The sequence below is a fragment of the Salinivibrio sp. MA427 genome, from assembly GCF_001996115.1.
GTDB classification, from domain to species: domain Bacteria; phylum Pseudomonadota; class Gammaproteobacteria; order Enterobacterales; family Vibrionaceae; genus Salinivibrio; species Salinivibrio costicola.
This window is the reverse complement of record NZ_MUFH01000057.1, coordinates 1-12,303: the sequence shown is the minus strand read 5'-3', so window position 1 is coordinate 12,303 and position 12,303 is coordinate 1. Positions and strand designations below refer to the sequence as shown.

Annotated in this window: 11 protein-coding genes and 1 pseudogene; 6 read left to right on the top strand and 6 right to left on the bottom strand. The window is 50.1% G+C overall.

Going from position 1 to position 12,303, the window contains the following annotated elements; all coding sequences use genetic code 11:
• Window positions 1–44: 44 nt before the first annotated feature.
• From BZG79_RS06205 to BZG79_RS06195, 3 genes and pseudogenes are all read right to left on the bottom strand, one after another.
• A pseudogene (locus BZG79_RS06205) lies at window positions 45–985 on the bottom strand (NAD(P)H-dependent glycerol-3-phosphate dehydrogenase).
• Between the two features lie 9 nt (window positions 986–994).
• Window positions 995–1,477 carry a protein-export chaperone SecB gene (gene secB / locus BZG79_RS06200; protein ID WP_025744224.1) on the bottom strand — a complete coding sequence of 161 codons (483 nt, stop codon included), beginning with the start codon at window positions 1,475–1,477 and terminating at the stop codon, window positions 995–997.
• Between the two features lie 96 nt (window positions 1,478–1,573).
• Window positions 1,574–2,035, bottom strand: coding sequence for a rhodanese-like domain-containing protein (locus BZG79_RS06195; RefSeq protein ID WP_025744223.1), 462 nt, complete (start codon window positions 2,033–2,035; stop codon window positions 1,574–1,576).
• Between the two features lie 482 nt (window positions 2,036–2,517).
• Here BZG79_RS06195 and gpmM point away from each other — a divergent pair, with 482 nt between their 5' ends.
• Window positions 2,518–4,056, top strand: a complete 1,539-nt coding sequence (gene gpmM / locus BZG79_RS06190) for a 2,3-bisphosphoglycerate-independent phosphoglycerate mutase (protein ID WP_077646515.1) — start codon at window positions 2,518–2,520, stop codon at window positions 4,054–4,056.
• Window positions 4,057–4,150: 94 nt separating this feature from the next.
• A complete protein-coding gene (locus tag BZG79_RS06185) occupies window positions 4,151–5,197 on the top strand; it encodes a peptidoglycan DD-metalloendopeptidase family protein (RefSeq protein WP_242413606.1) in 1,047 nt (348 codons plus the stop codon).
• A gap of 93 nt (window positions 5,198–5,290) precedes the next feature.
• Here BZG79_RS06185 and tdh read toward each other — a convergent pair whose 3' ends face one another.
• From tdh to BZG79_RS06170, 3 genes are all read right to left on the bottom strand, one after another.
• Window positions 5,291–6,319 (bottom strand): L-threonine 3-dehydrogenase, encoded by a 1,029-nt coding sequence (gene tdh, locus BZG79_RS06180; protein ID WP_025744220.1) that lies wholly within the window; start codon window positions 6,317–6,319, stop codon window positions 5,291–5,293.
• A gap of 19 nt (window positions 6,320–6,338) precedes the next feature.
• Window positions 6,339–7,535: a glycine C-acetyltransferase gene (locus BZG79_RS06175; RefSeq protein ID WP_077678936.1), complete on the bottom strand. Its 1,197-nt coding sequence runs from the start codon at window positions 7,533–7,535 to the stop codon at window positions 6,339–6,341.
• Between the two features lie 194 nt (window positions 7,536–7,729).
• On the bottom strand, window positions 7,730–8,398 hold the full coding sequence (locus BZG79_RS06170) for a TetR/AcrR family transcriptional regulator (protein WP_077461515.1): 669 nt from the start codon (window positions 8,396–8,398) through the stop codon (window positions 7,730–7,732).
• Window positions 8,399–8,500: 102 nt separating this feature from the next.
• On the opposite strand from BZG79_RS06170, the gene rfaD reads away from it, so the two are divergent.
• Genes rfaD through BZG79_RS06150 form a run of 4 tightly spaced genes read left to right on the top strand, consistent with a single transcriptional unit; the run spans window position 8,501 to window position 12,151 of the window.
• Window positions 8,501–9,445, top strand: coding sequence for an ADP-glyceromanno-heptose 6-epimerase (gene rfaD, locus BZG79_RS06165; protein WP_077461580.1), 945 nt, complete (start codon window positions 8,501–8,503; stop codon window positions 9,443–9,445).
• Window positions 9,446–9,498: 53 nt separating this feature from the next.
• Window positions 9,499–10,479: a lauroyl-Kdo(2)-lipid IV(A) myristoyltransferase gene (gene lpxM / locus BZG79_RS06160; RefSeq protein ID WP_077773974.1), complete on the top strand. Its 981-nt coding sequence runs from the start codon at window positions 9,499–9,501 to the stop codon at window positions 10,477–10,479.
• Window positions 10,476–11,513: a lipopolysaccharide heptosyltransferase II gene (gene waaF, locus BZG79_RS06155; protein WP_077461513.1), complete on the top strand. Its 1,038-nt coding sequence runs from the start codon at window positions 10,476–10,478 to the stop codon at window positions 11,511–11,513. Before lpxM ends, waaF begins: the two co-directional genes overlap by 4 nt.
• Window positions 11,510–12,151, top strand: a complete 642-nt coding sequence (locus BZG79_RS06150) for a glycosyltransferase family 2 protein (RefSeq protein ID WP_077773973.1) — start codon at window positions 11,510–11,512, stop codon at window positions 12,149–12,151. Before waaF ends, BZG79_RS06150 begins: the two co-directional genes overlap by 4 nt.
• Window positions 12,152–12,303: the final 152 nt, after the last annotated feature.

Sequence of the window (12,303 nt, the reverse complement as noted above, 5' to 3'; positions counted from 1 at the left end):
GTTCTCACCCCGCGCGCCTATTTATATGCTGATACACGTTGCCGTTATTCGGATTTTTTATCGCGGGCCAGCAAGTCTCGAGCAGCGTGATGCGCCAATTTACCCTGATATAAAACTTGATAAATTTGCTCCACAATCGGCATTTCAACCCCAGCGCGCTGCGCCAGGGCCCACACCTCTTTGGTGTTGCGAAAGCCCTCAACCACTTGACCGATATTATCCTGCGCCGCTTGCACGCCTTCACCTTGGCCAAGCGCCAGCCCAAAGCGGCGATTACGCGATTGATTATCGGTGCAGGTTAAAACCAGATCACCTAAACCGGCCATGCCCATAAAGGTCTCTCGCGATGCGCCTAGCGCTTCACCTAAGCGCGTCATTTCCGCCAAGCCACGCGTAATTAGAGCCGTGCGCGCATTGGCGCCAAACCCGATACCATCAGAAATCCCAGCCCCAATCGCAATCACGTTTTTTACCGCGCCACCTAATTGCATGCCGATAAAATCATGATTGCCGTAAACGCGGAAACTCTGCTGGCAATGAATCGTCTCTTGCAAATCACGCACAAACTCAGGGTCAGGCGAGGAAACAGAAATCGCCGTCGGCATGCCAGCCGCCAGCTCTTTAGCGAAAGTGGGACCCGAGAGTACCGCCAGCGAGCGCGAAAAGAATCCGCGCGTAAGTAGGGCCGGATTTGGCCGAGCACTTGACCAAAGACGTGGCTGGGCACCACCACCAATAAATCACGACTGGCATTCACCGCCACGGACAAATCGGCACAAAGCACCAGCGAGTCTGGAAAAGCGACGCCTGGTAAAAAAGCCTGGTTAGCACGGTCAATTTCCAACTGCGCAAGATGACGTGGATCGTGCCCCCATAACACAACGTTGGCACCATTTCTCGCCAGTGAGATCGCTAAGGCAGTGCCGTACGAACCAGCGCCCAATACAACAATCGCGGCGTCTTGAGTGGGAGCAAGATCTGTCATAATGACCCCTTAGGCTTGCGCGTCTTCTTCTTCGCCAGATTTCGCGTCCGCCTGCTGTTGCAGGTAGTTCATGAACAAGGCATCAAAGTTTACCGGTGCAAGGTTAAGCTGTGGGAACGTCCCTTTAACGACCAAGCTAGAAATCGTCTCACGCGCGTAAGGGAAAAGAATATTCGGGCAAAAAGCGCCGAGGCAATGCGCTAATTGCGGCGCATCCATGCCGGTAACCGAGAAGATGCCGCCTTGTTGTACTTCGCACAAGAACGCACTGCTCTCTTGGTTTTTCACGGTCACGGTTAGACGCAGAACAACCTCGTAAATGCCTTCACCCAGCTCGCGGCTTTGCGTGTCTAAATCTAAGTTAACGTCAGGTGCCCAGTCTTGCTGAAAAACGTCAGGTGAATTTGGCGCCTCAAAAGACACGTCTTTAAGAAAAACGCGTTGGATAGCAAAGTTTTGCTCGGCTTGTTGGTTGTTTTCTGCTTCAGCCATGGTGGTTCGTCCTTTCTAACTAGTTGCTTATGTGCCGGGCACATTAAAAAATGCGAGCCACTGCGTCATGCAGTCGCTCGAGATTTGAGTGAGGGATCACTTTTTCTTTTTGCTTTTGCCTTTACCGCTTTTGGCGCGGACCAGTGGCATTTTGGCATCGTTCCACGAGGTCAAGCCATCTTTGAGCACATACACAGACTCAAAACCCGCTTTGGCGAGTTGATTCGCACTGTCAGCCGCGGTTTGACCGGTCTTGCATACTACGATGATGGGGTCAGTTTTATGTTTTTCAAGTTCGCCAAATGAGTGCGATTTAATTTCACTGGGCAATACATTGATTGCGCCTGTGATATGGCCCGCACGAAACTCGTCATGACTGCGAATATCCACAAACACCCCATTTTCACGGTTGTTCAGGATCGCGGCATCGTTCGGAGCCACCACTTTGTAAGCGGCGGTTTTCTGTTTGATCAGCGACATCAACAAGGTGGCAGCTAAGCCAACCCAGACCAGTGTCAGAATCATGTTGTTGGAGACAAAATCGATATATTCCTGCATAACCTTTGCTCTATACTGCTTGTTTGTCCCGCGAGGCGAGAGTCCATCAAGGAATGAAAATGGTGTCGAGTATAACCTGCTCGTCAGGGTTTTACAGCCTACCAAGACGAAATCGCGCGCTTGCTCACTCACGGTGATCGAATGATAAATTTTCGTTCCCCTCAATATGTTAAAAAGAAAGAAGGTTTCATCAATCGCAGACATCGAGTGAAGCCATTCGCGTATACCGACAATCTTCGCCATAATGAGGGGAGTCAAGGGTAGAAGGCAAGCCATGCAACCCTTGCTGGTTAACTTATCAGCTGGAATAATTGATCTTAGCCTACGTATCCTTGCGTAAAATGTTGTAAAATTACGCACACTGCACCACTGAGGCCTGATGCTAGCCTCAAATCTGGCATCAAGCCTCAGTGGCTGCTCCATGACATCCAATGTCAGTGGCATCCAATGTCAGTCTTTAGCTTGAATTAAGAGGACGTAATATGTCTGCGAAAAAACCACTTGCACTGGTGATTCTCGATGGCTGGGGCTATCGTGACCCACAAAGCGATAATGCCATCACCAATGCTAACACGCCGGTTATCGACAGCCTGATGGCCGACAATAGCACCTTGATTTCAGCATCCGGTTTTGACGTTGGCCTGCCTGATGGGCAAATGGGTAACTCAGAAGTCGGTCACGTGAATATCGGTGCTGGCCGCGTGGTGTATCAAGAGCTCACCCGTATCACCAAATCCATCGCCGATGGCGACTTTAACCAGACCCCCGCACTCACTGCCGCGGTCGATAAAGCCGTGGATAAAGGCAAAGCCGTTCATATCATGGGTCTGATGTCACCAGGTGGCGTTCATAGCCATGAAGACCACATTGCTGCCATGGTTGAGTTGGCCGCTGAGCGTGGTGCGGATCAAATCTATCTGCACGCCTTCTTGGATGGTCGTGATACGCCACCACGTAGCGCAAAAGCCTCACTTGAGCGTTTTGACGCCCTTTTTGCCAAGCTAGGCAAAGGACGTACGGCCTCACTGGTGGGTCGCTACTACGCGATGGACCGCGACAACAACTGGGATCGTGTAGAGCGAGCTTACGATTTGTTGACCTTGGCGCAAGGCGAGCATAGCGCAACGAGCGCGGTTGAAGGCCTCGAAGCGGCGTATGCGCGTGAAGAAAATGACGAGTTTGTCGCCCCAACAGAAATCTTCCGTGAGGGTGACAACAAAGCGACCATCAACGACGGCGACGCAGTCATTTTCATGAACTTCCGTGCCGACCGGGCGCGCGAAATGACTCGTGCCTTTATGCCTGAGTTTGATGGGTTTGCGCGTAAGAAGTATGCCGAACTGTCCGACTTTGTCATGCTGACCGAATACGCAGCCGATATCGATACGACGGTGGCTTTCCCACCGACAAGCCTGTCAAACACCTTGGGTGAGTGGCTATCGAAAACCGGTAAAACCCAGCTACGTATTTCAGAAACTGAGAAATACGCGCACGTCACTTTCTTCTTCAACGGTGGTATGGAAACCGTATTTGAAGGCGAAGAGCGCTCTTTGGTGGCGTCACCCAAAGTGGCCACTTACGATCTACAACCCGAAATGAGCTCTGAAGAGCTAACGGATAAACTGGTTGATGCGATTAAGTCCGGCAAGTTCGATATGATCATCTGTAACTACCCGAACGGTGATATGGTCGGTCATACGGGCGTCTACGAGGCTGCTGTCCAAGCGTGTGAAGCTGTCGATGGCTGTATCGGTCGCGTGCTAGAAGCGATTAAAGAAGTGGACGGTCAAATGCTGATCACCGCCGACCACGGTAACGCTGAAATGATGGTTAACGAGGAAACGGGCGGTGCATATACCGCACACACCAACTTACCAGTCCCACTGATGTATGTCGGTAGCAAACCAGTGACCTTGAAAGAAGGCGGTAAGCTGTCTGATCTGGCACCGACCATGTTGGCATTGTCCGATATGCCGATTCCTGAAGAGATGACTGGCAAGCCTCTGTTCGATCTGAAATAATCTCCCCATGCGGGAGAAACGAACACGCCTAGGTCAAACCCTCCGCGCCAGTGCATTATGCACTGGCGTTTTTCTGTGTCTATTCACAGGGTCTGTGCACGCTAACTCACAACTTGAGGGCGTGAGCGATGAGATTGCCCGCCAACAATCACAGCTGGCCGCGCACAATAAAAAACTCAATGCACTTCAGCGCGACTTAAAAGCGCAATCTAAACGGATTGACACATTGTCCAGGCGCATCCGCCAAGCGCAAGCTAGCCTGCAAGAAACAGATACCGACATTACCCAGCTGACGCAACAACAAGCGCGATTAAAGCAGGAAATGATCGCCCAACAAGCCCAACTGGGCGAGCTTATCGATGCGCAATATCGTCAAGGCAAACACGATCAACTCAAACGACTGCTCAGCCAAGAATCGCCAGCCACCCTTGACCGGTTAACGCGCTATGCCGAAATCGTTGCAGGCACAATGCAGCAAACGATTGAGTCACTCGCCGCTACCCGTACCGATTATCAGCTCACCGCTCACCAGCTCAAACAGCAGCGGGATAAGCAAACGCAGCTCGTGGCAGAGTTAACCGATAAAAAGCGTGAGCTTGAGACTGAGCAAAACGCACAAAGCCAAACGGCGAAACAAATTCGTGCCAAGATTGCCAGTGACAGCGCATATTTAGCCGAGCTCAAAGCCAATAAGCAGCGCTTGCAAGAACAAATCGCCGAGGCGGCACGACGCGCGCAGGTCAATATGGCAGGCATTAGTGACGCCAAAGGAAAACTCACTTGGCCCGCCCAAGGTAAACTCCTTCACCGCTTTGGCGAGCGCCAATCCGGCGAAGTGACTTGGAATGGCATCGTGATTGATGCCAAGCGTGGCACGGAAGTGAAAGCGGCGCATGCAGGAAAAGTGGTGCTATCCAGTTGGCTACGTGGCTACGGGCTATTGATTGCCGTCGATCATGGCAAGGGGGATATGAGCTTGTACGGCTATAATCAAGCATTACTTAAAGACGTCGGCGACACAGTGACCGCCGGTGAACCGATTGCCTTAGTTGGCGACAGTGGCGGACAATCAACACCATCGCTATATTTCGAGATTCGTCGTAAAGGCAATACCACTAACCCAGTTCCTTGGTTGGATTAAAAACGCCCACCCCATGGGTGAGCGCTGTCAATATTGCCAAGCGCCTGGWGAGCCTTCAATCACCCGGTCATATGGCGTTATAGGTCTCTTACATTAGCCCTGCCAGTCGAGGATCACCTTGCCAGATTGCCCTGAGCACATCATCTCAAAGCCTTCTTGAAAGTCATCTACGTGGTAATGGTGGGTAATGATGGGGGTTAAATCCAACCCTGATTGAATCAAGGAGGCCATCTTGTACCAAGTCTCGAACATTTCGCGACCATAGATGCCTTTGATCACCAAGCCTTTAAAGATCACTTGATTCCAATCAATGCCCATATCGCTCGGTGGGATCCCGAGCAAGGCAATATTGCCGCCATGGTTCATGGCCGACAACATGCTATTAAAAGCGGCAGGGACGCCCGACATTTCCATGCCAACGTCAAAGCCTTCCGTCATTCCAAGCTCAGCCATCACCGATTCTATCGAGGTCTCGGCGACGTTTACCGCCCGAGTCACTCCCATATCCCGAGCAAGTTGTAGGCGGTACTCATTCACATCAGTGATCACCACATGTCTTGCGCCCACATGACGCGCAACCGCCGCAGCCATAATACCAATCGGGCCGGCTCCTGTGATTAGCACGTCTTCGCCGACCAGATCAAACGATAACGCGGTGTGCACCGCATTGCCAAATGGGTCAAAGATCGAGGCTAAATCGTCCGAAATTTCCGCTGGAATTTTGAAGGCATTAAACGCCGGGATCACTAAATATTCCGCAAACGCCCCAGGACGATTGACCCCGACCCCTTCGGTATTCCGGCAAAGGTGCGTGCGTCCGCCGCGGCAATTACGGCAGTGACCACAGGTAATGTGACCTTCTCCGGAGACGCGATCACCGATGGCGAAGCCTTTGACTTCTTGTCCAATCCCAACCACTTCACCCACATATTCGTGACCGACCACCATGGGAACCGGAATGGTGTTTTGCGACCACTCATCCCACTTATAAATATGAACGTCGGTACCGCAGATGGCGGTTTTGCGGATTTTGATCAGTAGATCGTTATGCCCAAGCTCAGGCAGCGCCGCCTCCGTCATCCAAATACCGGGCTCGGCTTTTAGCTTCGCCAGGGCTTTCATGCTTGTTTGTGTCATACGATTACCCAATCAGTTGCATTTCTTTACCGACTTTGATGAAAGCATCAATCGCGCGGTCCAGTTGCTCACGCGTGTGTGCGGCTGACATTTGAGTGCGAATACGTGCTTGCCCTTTCGGCACCACCGGATAAGAGAAGCCCACTACATAGACGCCTTCTTGCATCATACGTTCGGCAAACTCACTCGCGACTTTGGCATCTCCCAGCATCACCGGAATAATGGCATGATCCGCGCCTGCTAGCGTGAAACCTGCCTCAGTCATACGAGCTCGGAAATGTGCGCTGTTATCCCATAGCTGTGCGCGCAAATGGTCACTTTCCGCCAGCATATCGAGCACGCGAATAGAGGCCGACACAATCGCCGGTGCCAGTGAATTCGAGAACAGATAAGGGCGTGAACGTTGACGCAACCAATCGATCACTTCTTTTTTACCCGATGTATAGCCACCCGAGGCTCCCCCCATGGCTTTACCCAAGGTCCCAGTGATGATATCAACGCGGTCCATGACTTGGTGGTATTCGTGGGTACCACGGCCATGATCGCCCATAAAGCCCACAGCATGGGAGTCATCCACCATCACCAGCGCACCATACTGCTCAGCCAGATCACACACCGCGGGCAAGTTAGCGACCACGCCATCCATCGAGAAAACGCCGTCGGTGACAATCAAGATATTCGCCACATTGGCTGCTTTCGCGGCTTTAAGTTGCGCTTCCAGCTCGTCCATATCGTTGTTGGCGTACCGGAACCGCTTCGCTTTACATAAACGCACCCCATCAATGATCGAAGCATGGTTCAACGCATCTGAGACAATGGCATCATCAGGCCCCAGGATAGTTTCAAATAAGCCGGTATTCGCATCAAAGCATGACGAATACAAAATCGTATCTTCCATGCCCAAAAAGTCAGAGAGTTTGGCCTCAAGGGTTTTATGGGCGTCTTGCGTGCCACAAATAAAGCGCACTGACGCCATGCCAAAGCCGTGCTCATCCATCCCCGCTTTGGCAGCCTCAACCAAAGCAGGATGATTGGCTAATCCTAGATAGTTATTCGCGCAGAAATTGAGCACCTGTTGCTCATGATTAACGGCCACACTGGCCGATTGCGGGGAAGTAATAAGGCGTTCACTTTTGTACAAGCCATCAGCTTTTACTTGCTCAAGCTGATGACGTATTTGCTGATAGAAGGCAGCCGTCATCGCAATCTCCATGCTGGTGATGATTACTTTTGGAAGGCCGCCGCACAGTTTCTGTACGGCGAATGATTGGCTGCTATCATGGCACGTTCATTAGGTTTGTGCCAATAACCCGCACGAGACAGTGATTCATATCGTGTATTCCGCTTTAGGCTGGCGGAATATCGCGCAAAACACAATAAACGACGTTGGACCGGTTAATTTAAGGTATCCAGTGCGCGTATATCTTGGCGAACCAATTGCTGCTGATAGTGGTCCATTAATGCAGCGATAGCGGTTTGCCCTTGCGAGGAAGTCAGCGGATGTAGCAACGCCAACATCTGTAAAACGCCTTTGTAGATCACACCGGCATGAATATGTGTTTGTGGCGCTTGCGCACTTTGGTAGAAAATCCAGCTTGACGCGACCTGCTTCAAGGTTTCGCCCACGGCAGCCAACCCACTCTCACTCAGATTCAACCACCCCGCATGGCTGTAATGCTGCAAAATAGTCATCAGGTTGGTTTGAAGCTGTTGTTGTGCATCGAGGTACTTATGCTGTAGTGCTTCATCGCGACGCAGAATATCGGGCAGATTGGCGTAAAAAAAGCGGTAGCGCCACATCAAACTGAACGTTGCATCGAGATAATGTTGCAACAGCGCTTGGGTATCTTCTTGAGGCTGACTAGGATCAAAAGCAAGGGCGAGATCTTGCGCGTATTGATCAAAAATGCTGTGTATAATCGCCTCTTTATTACGAAAGTGGTAATAAAGGTTTCCCGGGCTTATCCCAAGATCAGCCGCAATATGATTCGTGGTAATATTTGGCTCACCGTGTTGATTGAATAAAGCCAGTGCAGCATGGATAATTCGGTCTTGGGTTTTCATGTATGGTTCAGTCCTCTGCCCGGTTGATGCGTAACCATACTATCACAGTCAACAATAATGGCGACGGCGTCTGTCGCCTGCAACGATGAATTAGGTAACGATATGATTTTTGTGACTGGTGGTGCCGGCATGATCGGTAGCAACTTAGTAAAAGCACTTAACGAGCAAGGCTATCGTGACATCGTTGTCGTCGATAACCTTAAAGACGGCACCAAATTCGTTAACCTGGTTGATTTGGATATTGCTGATTACATGGATAAGGAAGACTTTCTTACCCAAATCATGGCCGGTGAGAACTTCGGGCCTATCGAAGCGATTTTCCACCAAGGTGCTTGCTCAGCGACCACCGAGTGGGACGGCAAGTACATGATGCTCAATAACTATGAATATTCTAAAGAGCTATTGCATTACTGCATTGACCGTGACATTCCGTTTTTATACGCCTCGTCAGCGGCTACTTATGGCGGCCGCGACAGTGACTTCATTGAAGCGCCAGAGTATGAAGGCGCGCTGAATGTTTACGGCTACTCGAAGCAGCAGTTTGATAATTATGTCCGTCGCGTGCAAGACGATGCCAAGGCACACGGTGAAACACTGCCACCGATCACCGGTTTTCGTTACTTCAACGTTTACGGCCCTCGTGAGCAGCACAAAGGCAGCATGGCGTCCGTTGCTTACCACCTGAACCAGCAAATCTTAAACGGTGAAAACCCGAAGCTGTTTGAAGGCAGTGACACCTTTAAGCGTGATTTCGTCTATGTTGGCGACGTGTGTCAAATGAATATCTGGTTCTGGCAGCAACAAATCTCCGGCATTTTTAACTGTGGTACTGGCCGTGCCGAACCGTTTAGCGCCGTCGCCAACGCCGTCATCGCGTTTCACGGTCAAGGGGAAATTGAAGAGGTGCCGTTCCCCGATCACTTAAAAGGCCGCTATCAAGCTTACACGCAGGCCGATTTGACCAAGGTTCGTGAAGCCGGATATACCGCTTCCTTTAAGACTGTGGCTGAAGGTGTTGCCGCCTATCTGGCTGAAATCAATCGCTAATATAATGATGTTTACGCCAAGCCGTGACGCTTGGCGTATGAGAAAATCGAATAATGACAAAACAGCGACCCGATTACGATCCAAATGCCTATAACCCCGAATTTTCGCGTGCCTTCCTCGCACCGAAATATTGGGGCACCTGGCTGATGTTATTGGCTGCCTTGCCAATCTGTTTGTTGGTGCCTGCGCGAGCAAAGTATCGCTTTGCCCAATGGGTGGCACGCAAGCTGGTGAAAAAGAAAAAAGGCACGATTTTGAATGCATGGCTCAACCTTGAAGCCTGCTTTCCAGAGCAATCAAAGCAAGCACGCGAAGCGATCTTGGTCGAGACGCTAACAACCGCAGGAGCGTTTTTACTCAGTTTTCCACTGATTACGTTACGTGGTCGTCAGTGGTTTCAACAGCACTGTGATGTCATTGGCATGGAGCATATTACCTGCCACACCGATCATGGTGAGCCGGTGATCTTGTTTGTCCCCCATACCTGGGCGATTGATGCGGCGGCGATTTTATTTGCCTCACAGGGCTTACCTGTCGCTGCCTTCTCAAAACGACAAAAAAACGGTCTCCTCGACTGGCTGATGCACCGCCAACGAGTACAATATGGTGGTAACTGCTACGAACGAGAAGCAGGGATTAAACCTTTTATTCGTGCGGTTAAACGAGGCTTCTTGGGCTATTACCTGCCCGATGAAGATATGCGTGATGAGAGCAGTGAGTTTGTTCCTTTTTTCTCAACAACCAAGGCGACACTGCCAAGTCTCGGCAAGTTGAGCAAAGTCACGCGTTCGCATATCGTGCCTGTGCTATCTGGCTTTGATGCCAAAACCGGCCGGTTTGTCATTACCATCCATCCAGCATTTAGCGAGTTTCCAACCGGTGATAGCAAAATGGACGCCCACATGATGAACCAACACATCGAAACCATGCTCGAGGGTCAATACGATCAATACATGTGGATCCTACAGCTGCTCCGCACACGCGAAGACGGCCGCAATATCTACCAAGAGGCAAAAAGGAAACGGGCATCATGACACGAGTACTCGTCATTGGCCCGTCTTGGGTCGGCGATATGGTGATGTCGCAATCACTGTATAAAGCCATCAAACAACAACACCCTGACGCCACCATTGACGTGATGGCGCCTGGATGGTGCGCCCCTATTTTGGCGCGTATGCCAGAAGTTAATCGCAGTATCGACATGCCACTGGGCCATGGAGAATTTGCACTCGGTAAGCGCTACCAATTAGGTAAACGCTTAGCAAAACATGGCTATGATCATGCCTATGTATTGCCTAATTCCGCCAAATCGGCGCTGATCCCTTGGTTTGCTGGGATCCCAACACGTACCGGTTGGAAAGGTGAAATGCGTTATGGTTTGCTCAACGACCTGCGTCCCAATAAAAAAGCGTTTCAATATATGGTTGAGCGCTATGTTGCCCTGGCACACCCACGCGCCACGATGCAAAGTTCGGTCTCACTCGGTGGCCTTGAAGGCCTACCAAAACCTGAATTAACCATTGATCCTGATGCACAAGCGGCTGTGATCACTAAGCTAGGCTTAAACCAAGATAGACCCATCGTGGGTCTTTGCCCGGGTGCCGAGTTCGGCCCAGCCAAAAAGTGGCCTGAGCAACACTATGCCGAGGTCGCTCGCCAGATGCATGCTAAGGGGTTTCAAGTTTGGCTGTTTGGCTCAGCCAAAGATATCGACACCTGTGAAAAAATTGCCGCCCTTGCCGACAACGCACCGAATATTCATGTGTTAGCGGGTAAAACCAATTTAATTGAGGCTGTTGATCTATTAGGCGCTTGCCAAACCGTCGTCAGTAATGACTCCGGCTTGATGCACATCGCCGCGGCGGTCAACTGCCAGGTCATTGCCATTTATGGCTCAACGTCCCCCGATTACACGCCGCCTTTAACCAGTAAAGTCGACATTGTGCATACAGATATTGAATGTCGCCCCTGCTTTCAACGCGAATGTCCACTTGGGCATTTGAAGTGTTTAAAGGATTTGGACCCTAGCCGCGTTATTTCTTTAATAAAAATGGATAAAGCGTCATGAGTGAAGGGAATACAACCGTTGCCGTTGCACTTATCGTTAAAAACGAAGCGCATAACATTGATCTATGTTTGCAGTCTGTATGCAATTGGGTGGATGAAATCGTTGTACTGGACGCGGGAAGCTCAGATAACACAACTGAAATAGCTAAACAGTATACGGATAAAGTCTACGTAGCTTCAGACTGGCGGGGGTTTGGAAAACAACGCCAGCGCGCTCAATCATATGTAGAAAGTGACTTTGTGTTTTGGCTAGACGCAGATGAAAGAGTCACACCTGAATTAAAGAAAAACATCTTAGGCGTTATCAATGACCACCAACCTAACTGTGTCTATTACATAAATAGGCTTTCTAACGCCTTTGGGAAAGAAATCAAGCACTCTGGTTGGCACCCAGATTGGATTTGCCGACTTTATAAAACATCAGAAACTCATTATTCTGACTCTCTCGTGCATGAACATGTTGTTGTTCCTAATACACATAAGAAAATTTATTTAAATGGTGTTCTACTGCATAACACGTTTAATTACCTCTATGAATATACCGCTAAAACCAACCAATATATAAAATTATGGAGCGATCAGCGCGAGGGCAAGAAGAGCTCAAGTGTCTCCAAAGCTTTAGGGCATGCTCTTTCATAAGAAAATTTATTTAAATGGTGTTCTACTGCATAACACGTTTAATTACCTCTATGAATATACCGCTAAAACCAACCAATATATAAAATTATGGAGCGATCAGCGCGAGGGCAAGAAGAGCTCAAGTGTCTCCAAAGCTTTAGGGCATGCTCTTT